This window comes from Kitasatospora sp. NPDC015120, from assembly GCF_043080305.1.
In the GTDB taxonomy this organism is placed as follows: domain Bacteria; phylum Actinomycetota; class Actinomycetes; order Streptomycetales; family Streptomycetaceae; genus Kitasatospora.
On sequence record NZ_JBIBVJ010000034.1, the window covers coordinates 1 to 22504 of the forward strand.

Annotated in this window: 26 protein-coding genes; 17 read left to right on the forward strand and 9 right to left on the reverse strand. The window is 73.7% G+C overall.

Going from position 1 to position 22504, the window contains the following annotated elements; translation table 11 throughout:
- The coding region (locus ACF1AK_RS35175; RefSeq protein WP_391502952.1) for an acyl-CoA dehydrogenase family protein at positions 1-102 on the forward strand (102 nt) is incomplete at its 5' end.
- 73 nt (positions 103-175) lie between these two features.
- On the opposite strand, the gene ACF1AK_RS35180 is transcribed toward ACF1AK_RS35175, so the two are convergent.
- Entirely contained in the window at positions 176-2845 is a 2670-nt protein-coding gene (locus ACF1AK_RS35180) for a PKD domain-containing protein (protein ID WP_391502906.1), read from the reverse strand.
- A gap of 546 nt (positions 2846-3391) precedes the next feature.
- Between ACF1AK_RS35180 and ACF1AK_RS35185 the strand changes: the two genes are divergently transcribed.
- The gene (locus tag ACF1AK_RS35185; protein WP_391502907.1) at positions 3392-4639 is read left to right on the forward strand and encodes a beta-ketoacyl-[acyl-carrier-protein] synthase family protein; all 1248 of its coding nucleotides are present in this window, start codon (positions 3392-3394) and stop codon (positions 4637-4639) included.
- 44 nt (positions 4640-4683) lie between these two features.
- Positions 4684-5175 (forward strand): GNAT family N-acetyltransferase, encoded by a 492-nt coding sequence (locus tag ACF1AK_RS35190; protein WP_391502908.1) that lies wholly within the window; start codon positions 4684-4686, stop codon positions 5173-5175.
- Between the two features lie 131 nt (positions 5176-5306).
- On the opposite strand, the gene ACF1AK_RS35195 is transcribed toward ACF1AK_RS35190, so the two are convergent.
- Both ACF1AK_RS35195 and ACF1AK_RS35200 read right to left on the reverse strand, forming a co-directional pair.
- A complete protein-coding gene (locus ACF1AK_RS35195) occupies positions 5307-5771 on the reverse strand; it encodes a hypothetical protein (RefSeq protein ID WP_391502909.1) in 465 nt (154 codons plus the stop codon).
- Positions 5772-5956: 185 nt separating this feature from the next.
- On the reverse strand, positions 5957-6550 hold the full coding sequence (locus ACF1AK_RS35200) for an NAD(P)H-dependent oxidoreductase (protein WP_391502953.1): 594 nt from the start codon (positions 6548-6550) through the stop codon (positions 5957-5959).
- A gap of 64 nt (positions 6551-6614) precedes the next feature.
- Between ACF1AK_RS35200 and ACF1AK_RS35205 the strand changes: the two genes are divergently transcribed.
- The gene (locus tag ACF1AK_RS35205; protein WP_391502910.1) at positions 6615-7268 is read left to right on the forward strand and encodes a class I SAM-dependent DNA methyltransferase; all 654 of its coding nucleotides are present in this window, start codon (positions 6615-6617) and stop codon (positions 7266-7268) included.
- Positions 7269-7536: 268 nt separating this feature from the next.
- Positions 7537-8031, forward strand: coding sequence for a peptidylprolyl isomerase (locus tag ACF1AK_RS35210; protein ID WP_391502911.1), 495 nt, complete (start codon positions 7537-7539; stop codon positions 8029-8031).
- A 94-nt stretch (positions 8032-8125) separates the two neighbouring features.
- Here ACF1AK_RS35210 and ACF1AK_RS35215 read toward each other — a convergent pair whose 3' ends face one another.
- Positions 8126-8563 carry a DoxX family protein gene (locus ACF1AK_RS35215; RefSeq protein WP_391502912.1) on the reverse strand — a complete coding sequence of 146 codons (438 nt, stop codon included), beginning with the start codon at positions 8561-8563 and terminating at the stop codon, positions 8126-8128.
- A gap of 82 nt (positions 8564-8645) precedes the next feature.
- Between ACF1AK_RS35215 and ACF1AK_RS35220 the strand changes: the two genes are divergently transcribed.
- Positions 8646-9212, forward strand: a complete 567-nt coding sequence (locus tag ACF1AK_RS35220) for a TetR/AcrR family transcriptional regulator (RefSeq protein WP_391502913.1) — start codon at positions 8646-8648, stop codon at positions 9210-9212.
- A gap of 36 nt (positions 9213-9248) precedes the next feature.
- Here ACF1AK_RS35220 and ACF1AK_RS35225 read toward each other — a convergent pair whose 3' ends face one another.
- Positions 9249-9773, reverse strand: coding sequence for a peptidylprolyl isomerase (locus ACF1AK_RS35225; RefSeq protein WP_391502914.1), 525 nt, complete (start codon positions 9771-9773; stop codon positions 9249-9251).
- Positions 9774-9947: 174 nt separating this feature from the next.
- On the opposite strand from ACF1AK_RS35225, the gene ACF1AK_RS35230 reads away from it, so the two are divergent.
- The 3 genes from ACF1AK_RS35230 (at position 9948) to ACF1AK_RS35240 (ending at position 11359) form a co-directional block, all read left to right on the forward strand.
- On the forward strand, positions 9948-10379 hold the full coding sequence (locus ACF1AK_RS35230) for a VOC family protein (RefSeq protein ID WP_391502915.1): 432 nt from the start codon (positions 9948-9950) through the stop codon (positions 10377-10379).
- A gap of 118 nt (positions 10380-10497) precedes the next feature.
- Positions 10498-10926: a ribonuclease domain-containing protein gene (locus tag ACF1AK_RS35235; protein WP_391502916.1), complete on the forward strand. Its 429-nt coding sequence runs from the start codon at positions 10498-10500 to the stop codon at positions 10924-10926.
- Positions 10916-11359 carry a barstar family protein gene (locus ACF1AK_RS35240; RefSeq protein WP_391502917.1) on the forward strand — a complete coding sequence of 148 codons (444 nt, stop codon included), beginning with the start codon at positions 10916-10918 and terminating at the stop codon, positions 11357-11359. Before ACF1AK_RS35235 ends, ACF1AK_RS35240 begins: the two co-directional genes overlap by 11 nt.
- Before the next feature lie 88 nt (positions 11360-11447).
- Here ACF1AK_RS35240 and ACF1AK_RS35245 read toward each other — a convergent pair whose 3' ends face one another.
- Positions 11448-11843, reverse strand: a complete 396-nt coding sequence (locus ACF1AK_RS35245; RefSeq protein ID WP_391502918.1) for a VOC family protein — start codon at positions 11841-11843, stop codon at positions 11448-11450.
- A 227-nt stretch (positions 11844-12070) separates the two neighbouring features.
- On the opposite strand from ACF1AK_RS35245, the gene ACF1AK_RS35250 reads away from it, so the two are divergent.
- The 3 genes from ACF1AK_RS35250 (at position 12071) to ACF1AK_RS35260 (ending at position 14025) form a co-directional block, all read left to right on the forward strand.
- Positions 12071-12367, forward strand: a complete 297-nt coding sequence (locus tag ACF1AK_RS35250; RefSeq protein WP_391502919.1) for a hypothetical protein — start codon at positions 12071-12073, stop codon at positions 12365-12367.
- A 108-nt stretch (positions 12368-12475) separates the two neighbouring features.
- The gene (locus ACF1AK_RS35255) at positions 12476-13012 is read left to right on the forward strand and encodes a hypothetical protein (RefSeq protein ID WP_391502920.1); all 537 of its coding nucleotides are present in this window, start codon (positions 12476-12478) and stop codon (positions 13010-13012) included.
- A 191-nt stretch (positions 13013-13203) separates the two neighbouring features.
- The gene (locus ACF1AK_RS35260) at positions 13204-14025 is read left to right on the forward strand and encodes an arylamine N-acetyltransferase (RefSeq protein ID WP_391502921.1); all 822 of its coding nucleotides are present in this window, start codon (positions 13204-13206) and stop codon (positions 14023-14025) included.
- 292 nt (positions 14026-14317) lie between these two features.
- Here ACF1AK_RS35260 and ACF1AK_RS35265 read toward each other — a convergent pair whose 3' ends face one another.
- Complete coding sequence (locus ACF1AK_RS35265) at positions 14318-14851, reverse strand: NUDIX hydrolase (protein ID WP_391502922.1); 534 nt, start codon at positions 14849-14851, stop codon at positions 14318-14320.
- A gap of 231 nt (positions 14852-15082) precedes the next feature.
- Here ACF1AK_RS35265 and ACF1AK_RS35270 point away from each other — a divergent pair, with 231 nt between their 5' ends.
- Positions 15083-15718 (forward strand): hypothetical protein, encoded by a 636-nt coding sequence (locus tag ACF1AK_RS35270; RefSeq protein ID WP_391502923.1) that lies wholly within the window; start codon positions 15083-15085, stop codon positions 15716-15718.
- Between the two features lie 10 nt (positions 15719-15728).
- Here ACF1AK_RS35270 and ACF1AK_RS35275 read toward each other — a convergent pair whose 3' ends face one another.
- A complete protein-coding gene (locus ACF1AK_RS35275) occupies positions 15729-16217 on the reverse strand; it encodes a hypothetical protein (protein WP_391502924.1) in 489 nt (162 codons plus the stop codon).
- Positions 16218-16264: 47 nt separating this feature from the next.
- The gene (locus tag ACF1AK_RS35280) at positions 16265-17626 is read right to left on the reverse strand and encodes an LCP family protein (protein ID WP_391502925.1); all 1362 of its coding nucleotides are present in this window, start codon (positions 17624-17626) and stop codon (positions 16265-16267) included.
- A gap of 246 nt (positions 17627-17872) precedes the next feature.
- Between ACF1AK_RS35280 and ACF1AK_RS35285 the strand changes: the two genes are divergently transcribed.
- From ACF1AK_RS35285 to ACF1AK_RS35300, 4 genes are all read left to right on the forward strand, one after another.
- Entirely contained in the window at positions 17873-17950 is a 78-nt protein-coding gene (locus tag ACF1AK_RS35285) for a putative leader peptide (RefSeq protein WP_391502954.1), read from the forward strand.
- A gap of 179 nt (positions 17951-18129) precedes the next feature.
- Positions 18130-18684 carry an NADPH-dependent FMN reductase gene (gene ssuE / locus ACF1AK_RS35290; RefSeq protein WP_391502926.1) on the forward strand — a complete coding sequence of 185 codons (555 nt, stop codon included), beginning with the start codon at positions 18130-18132 and terminating at the stop codon, positions 18682-18684.
- A 378-nt stretch (positions 18685-19062) separates the two neighbouring features.
- Positions 19063-19851 carry an ABC transporter ATP-binding protein gene (locus tag ACF1AK_RS35295; RefSeq protein ID WP_391502927.1) on the forward strand — a complete coding sequence of 263 codons (789 nt, stop codon included), beginning with the start codon at positions 19063-19065 and terminating at the stop codon, positions 19849-19851.
- Positions 19852-19873: 22 nt separating this feature from the next.
- Positions 19874-22432: an ABC transporter permease gene (locus ACF1AK_RS35300; protein WP_391502928.1), complete on the forward strand. Its 2559-nt coding sequence runs from the start codon at positions 19874-19876 to the stop codon at positions 22430-22432.
- The last annotated feature ends 72 nt before the right edge of the window (positions 22433-22504 follow it).

Consider the following 22504-nt stretch of genomic DNA (forward strand, 5'->3'; position numbering starts at 1 on the left):
GACTATCCGTTGGAGCGGATGATGCGGGACGCGAAGATCACGCAGATCTACGAGGGCACCAACCAGATCCAGCGCATCGTCATGGCCCGCAACCTCCCGTAGCCCCGGACGGAACGCACCGGAGCCCCCGGCCGAGCGATTCGGCCGGGGGCTCCTCCGTTCGTCCGCGATGGCGTCAGGAGGCGGTCACCGCGATCTCGTTGAGCATGGGGGTGGCGACGGTGGCGCTGACGTTGCCCCAGCCGGACCAGGTGCCGCGGTCGTAGTCGCCGGTGGCGCTGTAGAGCAGGCCGCCGTCGGAGAGGGCGTAGATGTGGAGGCGGTTGCCGGTGGTGACGGCGGAGACGCGCTTGGCGGCGCCGACGTCGGGGCCGGTGACGGCGGTGATGTCGCCCCAGCCGTTCCAGCGGCCGGCGGTGAAGTCGGCGCTGGCCTGGTGGAGGCGCTCGCCGGCGGCGGCGATGATGTGCAGGGTGTTGCCGATGGCGGCGGCGGACACGTCGGTGATCGGGGCGCCGGGCTGGCTGAGGATCGAGGTGGGGTCCCCGACGTTCCAGGTGCCGCGGTCGTAGTTGCCGTCGGCGTCGTACACCCGCCCGTTGCTGCCCAGGGCCACGACGTGCAGCGAGTTGCCGACGGCCGTGGCCGCGATCCGCGAGGCCGGGCTCAGGCCGGAGGCGCCGGTGACGTCGCCCCACTGGGACCAGGTGCCGGTGTTCCAGTCGCCGGTGGCCTGGAGGACCCGGCCGTTGACGAGGGCCAGGACGTGGAGCTTGCGGCCCATGACGGCGGTGGCGATCTGGGCGGGGCTGCCGGGCAGCGGTCCGGCGGCACCGTTGGCGGTGATCTCGCCCCAGCCGCTCCAGGTGCCGTCCGCCATGCGGCGGTCGGCGATGAAGACCCGGCCGTCGGCGGCGACCACGTTGTGGGCCACACCGTCGGTGGTGGTGCCGATCGCCGTCGAGGTGACGGCGTACTCGGAGAACGGACGGCCGGCGGCGGGCACGGAGGTGAACGGCGCCCAGACGCCGTAGCCGTAGTGGGCTCCGCTGTTCATCAGCCCGGCCGAGGTGGCGGCGAGGGCCTGGACCCGCTCACCGGGCTTGAGCACGGCGAGCGAGGGGGTGACGGTGACCTGGAGGTTCTCGGTGACGGTCTTCTCGCGGGCCTCGTCCCGGGCGGTGTAGCGCACGGTGTAGGTGCCGGGCGCGGCGTAGCTGTGGGTCAGGGAGTCCTTGTCCGGGGCCACGGTCTCCACGGTGCCGTCGCCGAAGTCGAACGTGCCCGCGGTCCGTACGTAGGGCGACATGGTGCTGAGCTTGAACTGGTAGGTGTACGGCCAGCCCACGTTGGTGGCGGTGAAGGACGCCGAGAGCGGGAAGTCCGGGTTCACCATGGCCGACGCGGTCGTCGGCTCGGCGCGCCCGCCCGTGGCGTCGACGGCGGCGGCGGTGATGCGGAAGTACTGGCTGGAGTAGCCGGCCAGGGTGTAGGTGTGCTGCACCGTGGAGTCGGTCGTGCGCACCGGCTCGCTGCCGTCGCCGAAGTCGATCAGGTAGGCGCCCGGGGCGGCGCCCCAGGTGTTCTGGAAGCCGATCCGGGCCTCCACGGTGAGCGGCGTCGGACCGCTCGGGGAGGGGCCGGCCGTGCCCTTGACCTGCAGATTGGTCCGCCCGGACATACCGCTGAGCTCGTGGGCGCCGCGGTCGCGGGTGCTGCCGCCGGTGTTGGCCACCTGCGGGTGGTCGATGGCGGGCTGGCCGGTCAGGTCGGTGCCGACGCCGGGGGCGGCCGGGTCGGCGGAGTCGATCGCGCCGGCGGCGGCGAGGGTCAGCCGGTCGAACGGGTTCGCCGGGGTCGACGAGGAGTAGTCGATCGCCAGGTCGAGGTCGTGCGCGCCCTGCCCGGTGGCGGTGGTGAACGCGGCCGGGGACGCGTAGCCGGCGCCGGCCCAGGCGTAGGGCCGCGCTCCGGTCGGGGCGTGCACGACGTTGTAGTCGGCGTTCGCGGTCGGGGCGGCCTGGGCCGAGACGCTGATCCCGTCCTGGGGAGTGGTGCAGGACGTGCTCCGCGGGGTCCCGTCGACCGCGATGTTGTTCTTCACCAGGGCCCGGGGCGAGTCGCCGTCCACCCGGACACCGCCGTAGCAGCTGAGCGCGAAGGTGTTGTTGGTGACGGCGAGGTCGGCGACTCCGGTCGCGGTGATGCCGGTGCTCTGGGGGCGGCTGAAGTCGTTGCCGGTCACCAGGACATCGTGGGCGCCGCCGTCGACGACCAGGCCGTTCACGAGGTTGAACGAGTTCCGGCTGACCGTGATGTGGTCGCTTCCGCCGCTGATGAGCAGGGACTCGCGGTACCCGGAGTAGTCGTACCGGTTCTGGTCGAGGACCACCCGGGAGGACCGCTGGACCTGCACGCCGTGGGTGGCGAAGCTGCGGAAGCCCCGGATCGTGACGTCGTGCGCATCGGCGACGATGATGGCGCCGAGGCCCTCGGGGCCGCGGACGACCGGCATGTTGTCGCTGAACGGCGCGGTGTCGACGGGGCCGCCGAGGAAGGTGATCGGCTTCTCCGGGGTGCCGGAGCGCCTGATCAGGACCTGCTCGGGGTAGTCGCCGGGCCACACCAGGACGGTCTGCCCGGGCTCGACCACGTTGGCCGCGCCGGAGATGGTGCAGAACGGCTGGGCGACGGTGCCGGGGCCCTGGTCCGAGCAGTTGAAGAGGTTCTTGTTGACGTGGAGCGTGGTCGCGGTGGCAGCCGGAGCGGCCGTTGCGGGTGCGGGCAGTCCGAGCGCGGCGGTGGCTGCCGCCACGGTCAGCCCGAGGGCGTGACGCAGGCGCACAGGAAGTCCCCCCTTTGGAATGTGATGGTACGTAAAGTTCGGGCAGAGTATGGCAGGTGGGTGGTGCGTGAGCGATAGGGATTTACGGCCGATGCCCTGGTGTGACGTGCCGTTTCCTCTTTGTCTGCACAGAGAGTTCGTGCACATTCGGGCGAAAGGGGCATTCTCCCGCCGCTGAATTCACGCGGCGGGGGAGCGCGGGGACGGGCGTGCGGCGGGGTGTCCGACCGGCTCGGCCGCGGCGAGTGCCGCCCCGAAGGTGCGACGCGGGCGCACGTGAGCCCCCTCCCTGGGTGAAGATCGCGCCGAGTATGACAGGGCGGTCCGACGCCGGTCCGGCCGGGGGTGGGCCGCGCGGCGTTCCGGAGCGGGTTTCGTTTGGAGGTTTCCTCCAAGGGCTGGCCGGTCGAATCGGTTGGCTGACGCCTCTGATCGAGCCTCATGTCCGTGGCAGGGTGGGTTTCGAGGCGAAGGCCCTCCGCATCCATGGGTGCGGCGGGTTGTATTCACCTCACAACTTTCTCCCGAGCCATGGAGCCGTTTTCGATGGGTACTGACAACAACCGCCCCCGAGCCCTCGCCGCCGAACCGGTGCTGGTCACCGGCCTCGGGGCGACCACGCCGCTCGGCGGCGACGTCGCCTCCACCTGGGCCGGGATGCTGGCCGGGGACAGCGGCATCCGGCCGATCGAGGCGGACTGGGCCGCCGGGCTCCCGATCCGGATCGCAGGCCGGCTCGCGGTCGAGCCGTCCGAGGTCCTCGACCGGGTCCGGGCCCGGCGGCTCGACCGCTGCGAGCAGGTCGCGCTGATCGCCGCCCGGGAGGCCTGGGCCGACGCCGGTGCCCCCGAGGTCGACGGCGAGCGGCTGGCCGTGGTGATCGGCACCGGCACCGGCGGCGCGCTCACCATGCTCGGCCAGGACGACGTCCTGGAGGCCTCCGGCGTCCGGAAGGTCTCCCCGCACACCGTGCCGATGCTGATGGCCAACGGCCCGGCGGCCTGGGTCTCCATCGAACTCGGCGCCCGGGCCGGCGCGCACACCCCGGTGAGCGCCTGTGCGTCCGGCGCCGAGGCGATCGCGCTCGGCCTGGACCTCATCCGCCTCGGCCGGGCCGACGTGGTGGTGGCCGGCGGCGCCGAGGCGTGCATCTGCCCGCTGACGCTGGCCGGCTTCGCCCAGGCCAGGGCCCACTCGCTGCGCAACGACGAGCCCGGCCGCGCCTCCCGGCCCTTCGACACCGACCGGGACGGCTTCGTGATCGGCGAGGGCGCGGCCGTCGTCGTCCTGGAACGGGCCGGCTTCGCCGCCGCCCGCCGGGCCCGTGCCCACGCCGCCCTGGCCGGCGCCGCGGTCACCTCCGACGCCCACCACATCACCGCGGCCGCCGCCGAGGGACAGGTCCGCGCGATGCGCCGGGCGGTCGCCGAGGCCGGGCTGTCGCCGCTGGACATCGCGCTCGTCCAGGCCCACGCCACCTCCACCCCGCTCGGCGACCTGGTCGAGGCCGAGTCGGTCACCACGGCGATCGGGGCCCACCCGGCGGTCACCGCCACCAAGTCGATGACCGGTCACCTCTTCGGCGCGGCGGGCGCGGTGGGCGCGCTCGCCGCCGTCCTGGCGCTGCGCGACGGCGCCGTCCCGCCGACCCGCAACCTGGAGCGCCAGGACCCGGCGGTCAAGCTGGACGTGGTCGCGGGCGCGGCGCGACGGGGCCCGCTCGGGGCGGCGCTCACCAACGCCTTCGGCTTCGGCGGCCACAACGCCTCGCTGGTGTTCACCCCGGCCCCGTGAAAAACCGGGGGACCGGCGGGCGGGCGCTCATTAGTCTGACCGGCATGTCCACCCCGACGGAATCGTCCGACGGCCCCGCCCTGCGGCTGGAGCCGGTCACCCCGGAGAACATCGACGCCGCCCTGGAGCTGAAGGTCCGTCCGGACCAGGAGCACCTGGTCGCCCCGGTGGCCACCTCGCTGGCCGAGGCGTACGCGTACGGCGGGGCCGCCTGGCCGCGGCTGGTCTACGACGGCGAGCGGCTGGTCGGCTTCGTGATGGCGTTCTTCGACGTCGTCTTCGCGCCCGGCGAGCCGCCGCGTTCCGGCCTCTGGCGCCTCAACATCGCCGCGGACCTCCAGGGCCGGGGCTACGGCCGCTTCGCCGTCGAGCAGGTCGCGGCCGAGGTCCGCCGCCGGGGCGGCACCCGGGTCTGCGTCACCTACGTGCCGGGGGAGGGCGGTCCGGCGGGCTTCTACGCCCGCCTCGGCTTCCGTCCGACGGGCGAGGTCAGCGGGGACCAGGACGTCGCGGAGCTGGCGCTGCAGCGGGGGTGAACGGGGGACGGGCGGCCCGGCCGTTGCCGGGGCCGCCCGTCCGTCCCGCCGGCCGTGCGCGCTCCCGGTGGACCAGGAGGAACGTGGTGGTGGCACCGGGTGCCGGCGGCGGTGACGGCGGGCGGGCCGGGTCAGTGGGTCAGGAGGAACCTGGTGCCCGGCACGCCCTGGACGGCGGCGCAGTCCAGGCCCGAGCCGGTGGCGCTGTAGGTCCAGCCGGCCGGGACGCTGCACGCCCACATGCCGTTGACCGGGATCCGCAGGTGGAAGGTGCTGGCGAGGGTGCCCGACGACTGGCTGCACGTGGTGCTGTGGCCGATGGAGTCGTAGGTGAAGCCCGGCGCGCCGGTACAGGCGGTCAGCCCGTCGACGGGGGTGCGCAGGTGGAACTGCGGCGAGTTCCAGCTGCCGCCGCCGCTGCACGCGCGGTTCATGGACACCCCGTCGTAGACGTAGCCGGCCGGCACGGAGCAGGCGTAGGTGCCGTCCAGGCCGGTGGTCGTCGTGGTGGTGGCGGAGGCGGTGGTCGCGGTGGCCGCGCCGGAGAGCAGCAGGGTCGCGAGCAGGGCGGTGCGGACGGTGCGGGCGACGGACATGGTTCTCCTTCGGTCGAGGAGTGGCCGGTGGATGCACGGTGCCGACGGCGGCGATCGCGGGTGAGCGTTCACTGCCGCCGACGGTTCTAGCACGCACGGCGGGCCGACGGCCCGGTGATCCGCCCCGGATTGATCGTTCCGCCGCCCGCCGTCTACGCGGCCCCGCGCGATCCCTCCGGTCCGCGTCAGCCGATCAGCGCCGCCGCGTCCTGCCGCGCCTGGCGCAGCCACTGTGCGCGCTCGGCGCCGGAGGAGTCCGTCACGGTGCGGAACACCCGTCGGCGGACGTCCGCCACCCCGACGTAGGGCAGCACGCACGCCGCCCAGATCCGCTCCAGCGGATCCCCGAACTCCTCGCGCTCCCGGGCCGCGGGGGTGTCCGAGGTGTTCAGCACCAGCGCCCGCCCGGCCCGCAGCAGCCCGACGGGCTCCCCGTCCGCCGTCCCCAGCTTGTACGCGACGCCGGGCACCACGACCCGCTGCACCCACCCGGTGAGCACGGCCGGCGGCATGCCCCACCAGTTCGGGTGCACCAGGACGAGCGCGTCCAGCGTCGCCACCTCGGCCCGGTGCAGTGCGAGCCGCCCGTCGCCCGCGGTGCCGCTCGCCGCCACCGTCCCCGTCTCCTCGGCGGTGAGCAGCGGGGAGAACCCCTCGGCGTACAGGTCGTGCGGGAGCACCTCGGCGCCCTGCGCGCGGAGCTCGTCCACCACGGCCTCGAACAGCGCGTGGTTGAAGCTCCCCGGCCTCGGATGCGCCAGATAGACCCCGACCCGCATCTTCACGACTTCCCCTTCCGCCCCTCAGGATCGGCCGATCCTAACCCCGGTAGGGTCGATCGCCGTGACCACCACCGAGCCCGGATTCCTCACCGCCGCCCGCACGTTCTACGACGCCGTCGCCGTCGACTACGCCGAGCGCTACGGCGGCGCGCTGGCCACCGCGACCTGGGACCGGGCGGTGCTCGCCGCCTTCGCCGAGCTCGTCACCGCGGCCGGCGGCGGCCCCGTCGCCGAACTCGGCTGCGGCCCGGGCCGGATCACCGGCCACCTGGCGGCCCTCGGCCTGGACGTCTCGGGCCTGGACCTCTCCCCGCGCATGGTCGAACTGGCCCGCGCCGCTCACCCGGAGATCCCCTTCCGGGTCGGCTCGCTGCTGGACCTTCCCTACGAGGACGGCGCGTTGGCCGGCGTCGTGGCCTGGTACTCGATCATCCACACCCCCGCCGAGCAGCTCCCGAGGGCGTTCGCCGAGTTCCACCGCGTCCTGGCCCCGGGGGCCCCGGTCGTCCTGGCCTTCCAGGCCGGCGAGGGCGCCCTGCGCATCGAGGACCCGTTCGGCTACCCGGCCACCCTGGACTTCCGCCGCCAACGGCCCGCCGAGGTGGAGCGGTTGGCCACCGAGGCCGGCCTGAAGGTCACCACCCGCCTCGTCCGCGAACCGGAGCCCGACGAGAGGACTCCGCAGGCCTACCTCCTCGCCCACCGGGCGCAGTAGCCGCCCGGGACCGGTTCGCCGCGCCCCGCCGCTTCCCACCGGGTCCGACCGGCGGCGCGCCACGTCCACGGCCCCGGCCCGGAGCGCGCTGCGCACGTCGCCGCCGTTGATCGTGCGGCGGGCCCCGTCCTCCCCGTCCCGCACGCCGCCGTCCCGGCCCGCGCACCGCCTCGCGCGGGACCGGATCCGTTGATCACCCATCGGCGGAGCGTGACCGGACGCCGGGGGGTGCCGCGCGCCGGGGCACCCGGCATGCCATGATCCCTGCATGGGTTCCAACGTTTTCTTCGACATCACCATCAACGACGAGCCGGCCGGCCGGATCGTCTTCACGCTCTTCGACGACATCGTCCCGAAGACCGCTCGCAACTTCCGCGAGCTGGCCACCGGCGAGCACGGCTTCGGCTACGAGGGCTCGTCCTTCCACCGCATCATCCCGGCGTTCATGCTGCAGGGCGGCGACTTCACCCGCGGCAACGGCACCGGCGGCAAGAGCATCTACGGCGAGAAGTTCGCGGACGAGAACTTCACGGTCAAGCACACCAAGCCGGGCCAGCTCTCCATGGCCAACGCGGGCAAGAACACCAACGGCTCGCAGTTCTTCATCACCACCATCGTGACCGACTGGCTGGACGGCAAGCACGTCGTCTTCGGCGAGGTCGTCGAGGGCATGGACCTCGTGAAGAAGATCGAGGACCTGGGCTCGCAGAGCGGCGCGCCCAAGGCCAAGGTCACCATCGCCAAGTCCGGCGTCGTGGAGTAAGGGCCAGCCCCTTCGATCCGCATTCGGACGCGGCCCGCACACCTGCGCGGGCCGCGTCCGCGCGTTTCCGGTGGCCCCGCCCGCCGGGGCGCGGTCAGACCGCCGCGGCCACCGCCGCCGCGACGAACAGCACCTGCATGGCGGTGCGCGTGGGCAGGGGGGTGACCGGCTTGCCGGCGAGGGTGAGGCCGCTCCTGGCGGCGTGCACGTTGGCGGGGAACATCGCGAGCATCAGCAGCGCGAGCCCGGTGGCGGCGTAGGGGGCGAGCGAGGGGAGGAGCAGGCCGGCGGCTCCGGCCAGTTCGAGGACGCCGGTGAGCGTGACGAGCAGCTCGGGGCGGGGCAGCGCGGGCGGGACCATCGCGACGAAGCCGCGGCGGAAGGCGGGCAGGAAGTGCGGCACGCCGGTGGTGATGAACATCAGCGCGAGCGCACCGCGGACGGCCGGCTGCCAGCCGTCGAGGTCGGCGGTGCTGAGCCCGAGCAGGCGGAGGACGACGAAGCCGCCGAACAGGGCGATGAGCTGGGCCATGGGACCACTCCAATCTTGTCACTGGCAAGATTGACTCGGCCGGGGTAATCTTGTCAATGCCTAGATGAGGAGAGGGAGCGGGATGGGAAGAGCCGAGAGCTACCACCACGGGAACCTGCGGCGGGCGGTGCTGGACGCCGCGCTGGCGGCGATCGAGGAGTCGGGGCCGTCGGGCTGGAGCCTGCGGGAGCTGGCGCGGCGGGCGGTGGTGTCGCACGCCGCGCCGGCGCACCACTTCGGGGACAAGGCGGGGGTGCTGACGGCGGTCGCGGCGGAGGGCTTCGAGCGGTTCGCGGACGCGCTGGAGCGGGCGGCGGGGGATCCGTACGGGGCGGGGGTGGCGTACGTGCGGTTCGCGGTGGACCACCGGGCGTACTTCGAGGTGATGTTCCGGCCGGAGCTGTACCGGGCGGACGACCCGGAGCTGAACGCCGCCCGCGACCGGGCGGGAGCGGTGCTGGCGGCCAGCGGGCGCAAGCTCGCGCGGGGGGAGGCGGCCGACCGGGCGACCACGCTCGCCGCGTGGTCGGTGGCGCATGGATTCGCGAGCCTGTGGCTCAACGGGGCGCTGCCGGAGAGCCGGGGCGGGGCGGGGGTGGAGGAACTGGCGCGAGAGGTGCTCGGCGTGGTGTTCGGGGGAGCGGAGTAGGAAGCCGGCGGGACCGGCCTCCCACTCCGCGGGGAGTCAGCGGACCTCGATGGTCACGGATTCGATGACGACCGGCTCCAGGGGGCGGTCGCCCGGGCCGGTCGGGGTGGCGGAGACGGCGTCCACGACCTGCTGGCTGTCGGGGTCGGTGACCTCGCCGAAGATGGTGTGCTTGCGGTTGAGGTGCGGGGTGGCGCGGGTGGTGATGAAGAACTGGGAGCCGTTGGTGTTCGGGCCCGCGTTGGCCATGGCCAGGAGGTAGGGCTTGGTGAAGAACAGCTCGGGGTGGAACTCGTCGGCGAACTCGTAGCCGGGGCCGCCGGTGCCGTCACCGAGGGGGTCGCCGCCCTGGATCATGAAGTCGGGGATGACGCGGTGGAAGGTCGTCCCGTTGTAGAGCGGAGCGGTGGTCGGGGCCCCGGTCGTGGGGTCCGTCCACTCCCGCGAGCCCTCGGCGAGTTCGACGAAGTTGCGCACCGTGCGGGGGGTGTGGAACTGGAAGAGCTTGGCGGTGATGGAGCCGCGGTTGGTCGTGATGACGGCGTAGTGCTGCGAGCCCATGGCCTGGAGGCACCTTTCGGGGGGACGGTCGGACCGGTCCGATCCTGTCACGAGGCCCGCTGTCCGCCCGCTCGTGAGCGCACCGGAGCGGGCCCGCGGCCCGGCGCCCAGGGGGGCGCCGGGCGCCGGGAAAAACCTTTCGAACAGCCGGGTTCCGGTTGCTACGCTGCATGAATGTCATCGGTCAAGAAGTTCCAGGTCACCTTCGATTGCGCGGAGCCCACGCGCCTCGCCCGCTTCTGGTGCGAGGTGCTCGGATACACCGCCTCACCGCCGGAGGGCTTCGCCACTTGGGACGAGTTCGACCGCTCGGACGCGCCCGGCAAGGAGCCCCAGTACTTCGCCTGCACCGATCCCGAGGGTGAGGGTTCGCGCGTCCTCTTCCAGCTCGTTCCCGAGGGCAAGGTCGTCAAGAACCGGGTGCACCTCTGCGTGCGGGCCGGCCTCGGACTCGTGGGGGAGGAGCGCCTGGCCACGCTGAAGGCCGAGCGCGACCGCCTGACGGCCCTCGGCGCGGTCTGCGTGCGCGTCATGGAGGCCGACGGCGAGAACGAGTCGTGCATCGTGATGCAGGACATCGAGGGCAACGAGTTCTGTCTCGACTGAGGCGGCATCGCCCGGGCGGGTGGGCGTCGCCGCCTTCTCCGGCGTGCCCGCCCGCCCGCCCAACCCCCGTGCGGTACCCCTTCGATGCACACAACCCCCCGCATCGAAACGGATGCCCATGACCCTCCGCCGCCTGGCGCAGGCCGCTTTGGTCCTCGCCCTCGCCTGCCCCGCCTGGTCCGCCCCGACGACGCCGTCCACCCCGGCGGCCCGGTCGGTCGTCCAACCCCCGCTCCCGGTCGAGGACTTCCCTCCCCAGGTCGAGCGCGCCTGCCGCATCTGGCTCGACCTCGGCTGGCCCACCAACCCCCGCCCGGTCGACTTCCGCCTCCCCGGCCCGGAGTTCATCCGTGGCGGCAACCCCTACGGCAACCGCAGCGGCGACCTCCCGGCCGGCGCCCCGTACCACGAGTACGACGTCAACCCGCGCCCGACGCCCACCACCCACCGCGACGCCGAGCGCCTGGTGCGCGACGAGGCCACCGACCGCACCTGGTACACCGCCGACCACTACGCCGACTTCCGCGAAATCGCCGATGGCTGCTGAGGTGCCCGGCCCGCCCCTCGGGCCGGCCCGGTGGGACCTGCTGCCGGGCCGCCCCTGGGCCGGGTCCGCCGCCGGCACCCACCGGCTGCGCCTCGTCCACGGCGACCGCTGCCGCACCAGAGCCGCCCTGTTCACCGAGTGGGCCGGATCCCTCGCCTTCCCGGACTACTTCGGCCACAACTGGGACGCCTTCGAGGAGTGCCTCCACGACGCCCTCCACCCGCCCGGCACCGAGGCCGCCACCCGCCTCCTCGTCCTCGTCGCCTCCGCCGACGCCCTGCTCGCGGACGATCCCCCCGACCAACTCGCCATCCTCCTGGCCGTCCTGGACGCGGCCGCCGCCACCGCCCCGCTCCGGGTCCTGTTCACCGCGACCCCGGCCCGGGCGGACCGCACCCGGCACCGCCTGCGCACCGCCGCCCGCGTCCTGTGACGGCTGGCCGGCCGGCGGTGCGCCGCCCCGGCACGGGAAGGGCCCCGCATCGCACCACGCGGGGCCCTTTCCGCCTGCCGCCGCGCCGTCAGCCGACGGCCTTCTGCTGGCGCAGGGAGATCCGGTTGCCGTCCGGGTCGGTGGCCTCGATGCGGATGCCGAACGCGTACTCCACGGGCTCGGGCGCGTCGAAGACGACCCCGCGCTCGCGCCAGGTCTCGAAGTCCTTGCGCAGGTCGTCCGACTCCAGAACGACCGGGCCGGGCACGGCCGCGCCCTCCCGCCCGGCGGGCTGGCCGGCCGCCGCGGCGTGCGACCAGAGGATGATCTCGAACGGATGGCCCGGGGCGCCGACGGTCAGGAAGCGCCCGTCGGGGCCCGGGTGGTCGATGCGCTTCTCCAGCCCCAGCTGCTCGGTGTAGAACCGCAGCGCGCGGTCCTGGTCGGTGACGAAGACCGTGACGTACATGACCCTGGTGAGCACGGTGTTGCCCTTTCCTCGATGGTGTCGTCCCGCTGCCTCCCTGACGGATCCCGGCCGCCCCGTGTGACAGCGGGCGGCACGGGAAGTCGGCCCGTCCGACTTCCTGCTCCGCGCCCGGGCCGCCGCGCCCGCCGTTGCGCTGCTCGGCCGCCTGTCCTCACTACCTTGGGCCGCACCGGCGGGGCCGCAACGGGGCGGCCCTGCCGCGACCGGAGGGAGATGGGCGCATGAGGCGACGCACCGCAACCGTGGTCGGGGCCTGGCTGGCGGTGGCCGCGCAGGCCGTCGCGGTGCCGGGCACCGCGTACGCGGCCCACGGGGTGCTGATCATCGACGGGGCCGCGTTCCCGGAGCCGAGCGGCTGCCTCGCGCTCGGCGACTTCGCGCCCCCGGTGGTGACCAACCTGACCGACTCGGGCGTCCAGGTCCGGACCGGGTCGGGCTGTACGGGCGGGACCGAGCACGTCATCGCCCCCGGCGAGGTCTACGCGCCGATCGCCGGGCGGAGCGTGTACGTTCCCTGACGCCCCGCCCGCCGCCGTGCAGGAAGTCACTCCGTCCGACTTCCTGCACCGGGGCCGGGTCGACAACTCCAGTTGTCAAACCCGCATTCGTCAACCATGGTTGTCATCATGACGAAGCATCGGATCACTCCCGACGAGCAGGCCGGGCTGGTGCGAGCCCTCCTCGACGCCCTGAACCCGCTGGCCTCCGCCATCCGCGCCCGGGCGACCGGACAGCCCGAGAACCGCATGTGGGACGGCGACCCGGCCGACGCGGCGCTCACCGTGCTCGCCACCTGGAAGGTGGTCGACGCCGAGGTCAAGCGGCTGACCGAGGGCGCGGCCCGCACCGCCGGCTCGTACGGCGCGAGCTACGAACAGCTCGGCACCGCCTGGGGCATCACCCGCCAGGGCGCCCGCAAGAAGTGGCCGGACGCCGTCCCGCGCCCGTCGGCGGCCACCCCGGCCCCCGTCACCTTCGAGCTGTTCGGCGGCGAGGCCGAACTGACCCAGGACCCGGCCACCGGCCACTGGACCTGGGCCGCCCTGGCCGCCGACGGCTCCCGCGGCACCCCCGCTCCCGGCGCCGCCCCGTGCACGAGCCGCGAGGAGGCGGCCGCCTACGCGGGCGCCCACCTCCGCGAGTTCGGAACCCCCCGGGCCTGAGGCCGGCGGCCCTGCTGCCCAGCGCTCCGGCAGCAGGTCCGCTCGGCGCAAACCCGGCTACAGCCGGAGCGGAGCCGGAGCCGCCAGGTGCCCCGCGGTGCTCGTCCTGACCCTCGCCCGGGGCGCCCGCGCGAGGAGCTGAGTCCCGGTACCGGGGGGCCGCCGGGGCCGGGGTCCGCTTGGATGGCGGTGTGGACGAACTCGTGAAGAACCCCGAAGCCCTCACCGCCGCCCAGGTGGCGGCGTACCTCGACCGGATCGGGGCCGAGCGGCCCGGACGGGCGGGCGCCGCCGAGCTGGCCCGGCTGCAGGAGGCCCACCTGGACGCCGTGCCGTTCGAGAACCTGAGCATCCACCTCGGCGAACCCGTGGTGCTCGAACCGGCCGCGCTGCTGGAGAAGATCGTCGACCGGCGGCGCGGCGGTTTCTGCTACGAACTCAACGGCGCCTTCGCCGCGTTGCTGAGCACCCTCGGCTACCGGGTCGACCTGCTGGCCGCCCGGGTCTTCGACGGCGCGAAGCCCGGGCCGCCGTTCGACCACCTGGCCCTGCGGGTGGCGGCGGACGGCCTCACCTGGCTGGTCGACGTGGGCTTCGGGCGGTTCGCCCGCCGACCGCTGCTGCTCGACGAACGCGGTGAACAGCGGGACCCGGCGGGCGTGTTCACCATCCTCCCGAGCGGCACGGCCGACGACCTCGACGTCGCCCTCGACGGCGAGCCGCAGTACCGGCTGGAGCGGCGCCCGCACCCGCTGGCCGACTTCGTGCCGACCTGCTGGTGGCAGGCCACGTCCCCCGACTCGCCCTTCGCCCGCGGGACCACCTGCTCGCGCCCCGCCCCGGACGGCGGCCGGATCACCCTCACCGCCGCCCGCGCCAGTGCCACCACCCGCCTCCTGCGCACCGCCCCCGACGGCTCCCGCAACGAGGAACTGCTCGCCCCGGACGCCGCCCTCGCCGCCTACCGCACCCACTTCGGCATCACCCTGGACCGCCTCCCCACCGCCCCCTGACCCCGGCGCCCGGGCGGGCCGGCCGGGGGCCGTCCCGCCCTAGGCCCTCTCTTTCGGATCACGTCGGACGAGCGGGCGTCGTTGATGGGCCCCTCCTGCCCGTGGGCGGGCAAGGAGGGAGCGTGCATCGGCGGTGCGGAGGAGGGAGTCCATGCGGTGGGGGCACCTCCCGGCCGGAGGCTGGGGGCCATCGGCGACCGACGACAAGCCGGCGTGGGGGTACCTCCCGGCCGAAGGCTGGGGGAGTGCGTGCTCCGGCGGCGACCGCCTGGCGTGATCCGAAAGAGAGGGCCTAGAGCAGCCCGAGGTGGTCCAGGCCCAGGTAGGCGGGGCCGACGTCGGACAGGAGGCCGCGGCGCAGCACGGTGGACCGGAACTCCGCGAGCTCCATGAGCACCACCTCGATGAACTCGTTGCGGTCGTGCGCGATCCGGGCGGTGGGGGTGCAGCCGGTGGCGACGCAGGCGTGGCGCACCCCGTTGGAGTAGGCGTCGTGCCAGGTGGCGGTGACGAGTTCGACGTCGCCCCGGTAGCCGGTCTCCTCGGCGAGTTCGCGGGCGGCGGCGGCCTCGGGGGACTCGCCGGCGTCGACCACGCCGCCCGGCAGTTCGTACAGCACGGCCTGCGGGCCGGGCCGGAACTGCCTGGTCAGCACGATGCGGTGGTCCGGCGTCAGGGCCACCACGGCCGCGGCCGCGTACTCGTCGGCCAGGTGGTAGACCTCCTCCCGGCCGTCCGGCATCGCGAAGGTCACCCGGTCGGTGCCGCGGCCGTACGCGCTGTGGACCGGCTCCCGGCGGAGCTCCCGCCAGTGTGCGTCGACCATCGGACCGGGTTCCTTCCACGGGGCGCGTTCCCGGCGTGCGGGTGTCGCCCGGGGCGCGCGGGGCGTCTTGTGCAGGCGCAGGATAGCCGCGCGCCGCCCCCCTCCGGGGGGTTTCGCCGGATCCACGGGCCGTGACCGAGGGTCCGCCGTATGCTGCGCGAGGCGCGGCCGGCCCGCCTCCGGGGTGGCCGCGGACCGTTCAACTCCGCTTTCCGGCAAGGTGGTTCACCCATGAGGCAGAAGAGTCGGCGCAAGGACGACGGCGAGGTGACCTTCGAGCGGATCGCCGTCCTCTCCTTCGAGCCGCAGGGCGAGCTCCGGGTCGACAGGGACGGCCGCGTCTTGCTGCTGAGCGAGCCCGTCAGCCCCACCCGCATCCCGGTGCGGATCGCCCGCGAGGGCATGACGATCAAGCACGTGGCGGGCTACTGGATCACCTGGGCCGAGTGGTTCGGCCCGGACGACATCCGCAACCACGCCCGCTGGGTCCCCGACGAGGAGTACGTCCGGCCGGACGAGGGCGGCCTCGACGGGCGGCTGGAGGTCACGGTGTCCGCGTACTGGGCGGTGGAGACCGAGCCCCGCCGGGCGCGGCTGCGGACCAGCGAGGCCGTGGTCACCCTCCCGCCGGGGGAGCGGCTGTGCGAACTCGTCCTGGAGCGCCCGCTGCCGCAGCACCCGGCCACCCTCGTCGTCCACCTCACGCGCGCCCGCTGGGCGGACGGGCGCGTCGGGCCGGTGATCCACCACGGCTTCGCGGGCGAGCGCGAGGGCGTCGCGGGGGAGGGCGGCGGCCGGCGGGGCGAGCCGGTCCACCGGTACGCGGAGTGCGCCACCGGCCACCTCCCGGGCGTGGCCGTCCGCTGAGCGCGGGGCGCTACCGCTCCCCGGGCGCGAGGCGGTGGACGGCGTCGGCCCCCGCCGCCGGCCACCCCGCCCGCAGGCCCACCCTGCGGGCGGGGGCCCCGGCCCAGATCTCGCCCGGCCCGGTCGAGCGGGTCAGGACGGCGTTGGCGCCCACGACCGTCCCCGCACCGACGGTCAGCACCCCCTCCTTGCAGATCACCTTGGCCCCCGCGCAGAGCACCGCGCCGTCCTCCACCACCACCCGCCGCATCGCGCTCCGTTCCTGCGGCACCCACGGGTCGGCCCGCCCGACGGTCACGCCGTTGTACAGCGTCACCCCGGCGCCGAGCGTGGTGTACGGGTGCAGCACGGTGCCGAAGCCCCGGTGGAAGACGACGAGCCCCGGTCCGATCTCGGCGGCGGCCGGAACCTCCATCCCGTACAACGCGAGCGCCTCCTGGACCAGGCGGCCCAGGAGGCGGTGACGGCGGCGGTAGATCAGCGCGGTGACGAGCGGCATCCACCCATTGTGGCGGGTGCGTCACGGCGAGTCACGCGCAGCGGCGGCTACTTCACGTCCGGCACGGCGGTGTCGTTCCGGAAGGCGTCGAAGACCTGCTTGGCCTTCGCCGTGTCCCACTTCACCGCCGACTCTCCGGTGTTGGTCTTGAAGTCCGGGTTGGCGATCGGCACGGTGATGCTCCTGCCGCTGCCGCCGTTGACGTCCTTCATGGCGAGGAACAGCGAGCCCAGGTCGGTCAGCCCGGCGTCGTCGTCGACGATCAGCGTGCCGAGGCCGGAGGAGACCAGCGGGTAGAAGGTGAAGGGGTTGAGCACGGTGGCGGGCGAGGCCGCCTGCTTGGCCAGCGCGCCGAGGAACTTCTGCTGGTTGCGCATCCGGCCGAGGTCCTGGTCGGCCATCTGGTGGCGCTGGCGGACGAAGGCCAGCGCCTGGGTGCCGTCGAGGTTCTGGCAGCCGGCCTTGAGGTCGAGCCCGGAGTCCTTGTCCTTGACGTCCTGCTCGATGCACATGTCGACGCCGCCGACCGAGTCGACGATGCCCACGAAGCCGGCGAAGCCGATCTCCGCGTAGTGGTCGATGCGGATGCCGGTGTTCGTCTCGACGGTCTGCGCGAGCAGCTTGCCGCCGCCCGCGGCGAAGGCCGAATTGATCTTCGCGGTGGTTGACTTGACGGTCTTTCCGTTCTCGCCGACGTGCTCGGGGATCGGCACCCAGGAGTCGCGCGGGATGCTCATCAGGGTGTTCCCGTTGTCCCCGACGTGCAGGACCATCATCGAGTCGCTGCGCTTGCCGCCCGCGTGGCCGGTGTGCAGGTCCTCCTCCTGGGAGTCGGAGAGGCCGTTGCGGCTGTCGGAGCCGACGATCAGCCAGTTGGTGCCCTTGCCCGCGGCCGGCCGGCCGGGGTAGTCGGTGAGCACGTTCTCGTGGTTGAGCTTGGAGTCCGCCCAGAACCAGGTGGAGACGGCGGTGACCATCAGGGCGATCAGCACGCCGAAGACGGACCACTTGACGATCCGGCGCCGGGGCCAGCGCGAGGAGCGGGCGGGCGTCTGCGGCCCGCCGGGGGATATCGGTCCGCCCGGCCCCCCGGGTCCACCGGGTCCGCCGGGCCCGCCCGGAGCGCCCTGGGCCGGCACCCCGGGCCGCGCCGGCTGCCCGGCGCCGTAGCCCTGCGCGGGCCCGTGCCCGTACCCGGGCGCCTGCGGCTGCCGTGCCTGCTGGGGCGGCTGCGCCTGCGGCTGGGGCTGCCGGGGCGCCGGGGCGCCCGGCCCGCGCGGGTTCAGCGAGTCGGGCAGCGGCGGCTCGGCGCCGCCGCCGCCACGCCCGTACGCCTGGCCACCGCCACCGTTGCCGCCGCCGTACGGGTTCCCGCCGCCGCCCGGGCGGCCCTCCTGCCACGTGTTCATGGGGGAGAGAATGCCCGACGCCGTGGCCGGTGACTCCCTCCGGGGCCCCCACCAGGGCCCTTGTAGCAGTTTTGATGCACGCGCCGGATCGTTCCGCGGCAAGGTCCCGGCGGGCGTGCGCCCCGCGCCCGCCGCGTTCCCGGCGGATCCGCCCGCCGCCGGCGTCCCGTCATCCGTCTCACCCGGTGTTCGCCTGCCGGGACGATCCCTTGACCTCCCGGAACGCTGCGTGTTTGCATGACTGCCATGGATCAGCGATGGACCCTCACGCGTCGGCGGCACGTCGACCTTCTGCGTGTGTCCTGTGCGCTCTGTTGTGGCTGACGCGAGCTCGTCGAACCCCACCACCGTCCTGTTCCCCCCCTTCTCGACGCTGCCCGCGCAGCGCACTCACCGCTGCCCGCCGGTAGGCCGGTCCCCGTCCGCCCGGCCGGCGCCCTTCCTGCCGGGTGAGTGCCGTGCGCTGCCCGAGCGCCGCCCCGCTTCCTCCCCGAGGTGAACCCATGGCCACCGTCCTGTCCGTCTCCGGCTCCCCGTCCCCGACCTCCCGCACCACCCGCCTGCTGCGTCTGGTCGACGCGCGGCTGGCGGAGCGCGGCCACCGCGTCGTCCCCTTCGAGGTGCGCAGCCTGCCCGCGGACGCGCTGCTCTCCGCCGACCTGTCGCACCCCGCGCTGGCGGCCGCCCTGGAGCTCTTCGCCGAGGCCGACGGCGTGGTGATCGGCACCCCGGTCTACAAGGCCGCCTACTCGGGCCTGCTGAAGGCGCTGCTGGACGTGCTGCCGCAGTACGCGCTGCGCGACAAGGCCGTCCTTCCGCTCGCCACCGGCGGCTCCACCGCGCACGTGCTGGCGGTGGACTACGCGCTGCGGCCGGTGCTCAGCTCGATGGGGGCCGACCACATCACCCAGGGCTGGTTCGTGCTGGACCGTCACATCACCGTCCGGGAGGACGGCACCACCGTGATAGAGCGCGAGACCGACGTGCTGCTGCGGCCCGTCGTGGACGCCTTCGCGGACGCCCTGGACCGCCGGGGCGCCCCCGCCCTGGCGTCCTGACCCGCGGCCGGCGCCCCGCGCGCCGGCCCGTCGCGACCCCTCCAGGCCCCGCCCGGCCCGCGCCGCGCGGGGCCTCGTCGTGCGCGGACCCTGACGGGGGGTCCCCGGACCCCTAGGGGGAGGGCTCTGGGACCCCGTACAACTCCGGTTGGGCCGCTTCCTCCCGTCGGATGACGAGCGGCCGCGGCCCGGCTCCTAACGTGGTTCACATCCCCGCCCGTCCGAGGCGGACCCGGTGCGATCGGGTCCGGGTCCCCGGTTCACCGGGAGGGTGGGGCTAACTCCCGGTCGAAGACTCTCTCCTGCGCGATGTCGCCGGACGGGTGGCACGGACGAGGCTGGGGGGCGACGGGTGGACCCATTTCTTAGGAGACGACAGTGACGACGGCAGCAGCAGCCGTGTACGACCCCCAGCTTCCCGGCGGTGCCTCCGCCGTCGCCGCCTCGGCTCGTCAGGTGACCAAGTCCTACGGGTCCGGCGAGACCAGGGTCACCGCCCTGGACGCGGTCGACGTCGACATCCAGCGCGGCCGGTTCACCGCGATCATGGGCCCCTCGGGCTCCGGGAAGTCGACCCTGATGCACTGCCTGGCCGGTCTGGACACGGTGACCGAGGGGCGGATCTGGATCGGCGACACGGAGATCACCGGCCTGAAGGACAAGCAGCTCACCCGGCTGCGCCGGGACAAGATCGGCTTCATCTTCCAGGCGTTCAACCTCCTGCCGACGCTGAACGCGCTGGAGAACATCACGCTCCCGATGGACATCGCCGGCCGCAAGCCGGACCGGGCCTGGCTGGACCGGGTGGTGGAGACGGTCGGCCTCTCGGGCCGGCTCAAGCACCGCCCGACGCAGCTCTCCGGCGGCCAGCAGCAGCGCGTCGCGGTGGCCCGGGCGCTGGCCGCCCGTCCCGAGATCATCTTCGGTGACGAGCCCACCGGGAACCTCGACTCCCGCTCCGGCGCCGAGGTGCTCTCCTTCCTGCGCCGCAGCGTCGACGAGCTGGGCCAGACCATCGTGATGGTCACCCACGACCCGGTCGCCGCCGGCTACGCGGACCGCGTGCTGTTCCTCGCCGACGGCGTGATCGTCGACGAGATGCACGCCCCGACGGCCGACTCCGTCCTCGAACGCATGCGCCGTTTCGACGGCAAGCGCACCAGCTGAGCGGGCAGGGGCGGACAGGACCATGTTGCTCAAGACGTCATTGCGGAGCTTCTTCGCCCACAAGGGCCGGATGCTGCTCTCCCTGATCGCGGTCGTGCTGTCGGTCGCGTTCGTGTCCGGGACGCTGGTGTTCTCCGACACCGCGACCAGCACCTTCGACAAGCTCTTCGCCTCGACCGCCTCCGACCTCTCGGTGCGGCCCGCCGAGCCGGAGTTCGGCGTCGATCCCCGCGGGAAGGCGCTGACCGTCCCCGCCGACAGCGTCGACAAGGTCGCCGCCGTCCCCGGGGTGACGACGGCGGTCGGCGAGGTGCAGGTGCAGAGCGCCACCCTCGCCGACCCGGCGACCAACAAGCGGGTGGGCCCGACCACCGGCGCCCCGACCATCGTCGGCAACTGGGTGGACACCCCGCGCAACGCGGTCGAGATCACCTCCGGCCACGTTCCGCAGGGCCCCGGCCAGGTCGTCGTCGACGCGGACACCGCCAAGAAGGCCAAGCTCGGCCTCGGCGGCAGGCTGCGCGTGATCACCGGCGACAAGCACGACTTCACCGTCGTCGGCATCGCCACCTTCAAGACCACCAACCCGGGCGCGGCGCTGGCCTTCCTGGACACCGCCACCGCCCAGAACGTGCTGCTCGGGCAGGCCGCCTACACCTCGGTCGAGGTGTTCGGCGACGGCAGCCGCTCCGACGAGCAGCTCAAGTCGGACGCGCTGGCCGGGCTGGGCACCGGCTTCCAGGCGAAGACGGCCGCCGAGCAGAAGGAGGAGAGCAGCGAGAGCGTCGGCTCCTTCCTCGACTTCATGAAGTACGCGATGCTCGGCTTCGCCGGCATCTCGCTGCTGGTCGGCGGCTTCCTGATCATCAACACCTTCTCGATGCTGGTCGCCCAGCGCACCCGGGAGATCGGTCTGCTGCGCGCCGTCGGCGGCAGCCGCCGGCAGGTCAACCGCTCGGTGCTGGTGGAGGCGCTGATCCTCGGCACGGCCGGTTCCACGTTCGGCATCGGCGCCGGCCTCGGCCTGGCGGTCGGGCTGATCCAGCTGATGAACGCGGCCGGCATGCACCTCTCCGCCGGGGACCTGAAGATCGGCGCGGACGTGTTCGTCGCCGGGTACGCGGTGGGCGTCGTGATCACCGTGCTCGCGGCCTGGATACCGGCCCGCCGGGCCGGCCGGATCGCGCCGATCGCCGCGCTGCGCGACCACGGCACCCCGGCCGAGGCCCGTTCCAACGTCGTCCGGGCGGTGATCGGCCTGGTGCTGACGGCCGGCGGCGGCGGTCTGCTGGTGCTGGCCGCCAGGGCGCAGACGGCGGCCACCGGCGGCCGGTACATCGGGCTGGGCGTGCTGTTCACCCTGGTCGGCTTCGTCGTCCTCGGCCCGCTGCTGGCGACCACGGTGGTGCGGGTGCTCGGCGCCCTGCTGCCCGCCCTGTTCGGGCCCTCCGGCAAGCTCGCCCAGCGCAACGCGATGCGCAACCCGCGTCGCACCGGTGCCACGGCGGCCGCACTGATGATCGGACTGGCGCTGGTGATCGGCGCCTCGGTCTTCACCTCCTCGGTGATCAAGTCCACCAACCAGCAGATCGACCGCTCGGTGGGCGCCGACTACATCGTCTCGGCCGGCCAGAACGGCGTCTCCGCGGAGATCGCCGAGGCCGTGCGGAAGACCCCGGGCGTGGACCACGTCACCGAGCAGAGGTACCTGCCCGCGCACTTCACCACCCCGGACGGCAAGACCTCGGAGGAGGGCGTCTCCGCCGTCTCCGCGCGGTTCACCGACGACTTCCGGCTGCCGGTCAAGGCCGGCAGCGCCGACTCCCTCACACAGGGTTCGCTCGCGGTCGGCGAGGAGTTCGCCGAGGACCACGGCCTCAAGGTCGGCGACACCGTCACGATCGACTACGGCCAGGGGCGGGTCCAGTCGCTGCCGGTCGGCGTCGTGATGACGAAGGGCAACTCGCTCTTCGACGGCAACACCTTCGCCGCGATCGACACCGTCGCCAAGGCGGTGCCGGCCGCCGACCAGCCGGTGGCCGCCGTGGTCTTCGGCAAGGCGGCGGACGGGGCGGACGTCTCCAGGACGCTCACCGCCCTGGAGGACGCGCTCAAGGAGTACCCGCAGGCCTCGGTCCGCGACCAGGCCGGCTACAAGGACCTCGTCCAGGAGCAGGTCAACACCCTGCTCTACATGATCTACGGCCTGCTCTTCCTGGCGATCGTGGTCGCGGTGCTCGGCGTGGTCAACACCCTGGCGCTCTCGGTGGTCGAACGGACCCGCGAGGTCGGCCTGCTGCGGGCGATCGGGCTCTCCCGCCGCCAGCTGCGCCGGATGATCCGCCTGGAGTCGATGGTGATCGCCCTGTTCGGCGCCGTCCTCGGCACCGCGCTCGGCCTGGCCTGGGGCGTCACCGGCCAGCGGGTGCTGCGCACGCAGGGGCTGGAGGCGCTCGCCGTCCCGGTCACCACGATCGTCGTCACCCTGGCCGCCTCGGTGGTCATCGGCCTGCTGGCCGCCCTCGTCCCGGCCTTCCGGGCCGGGCGGATGAACGTCCTCGCGGCGATCGCGACGGACTGACCCGGGTGCGACCCCCGGATCGGGGGATCGGGGGTCGCACCGGGGCAGGGGGACGGAGAGGGGGCAGGGTGC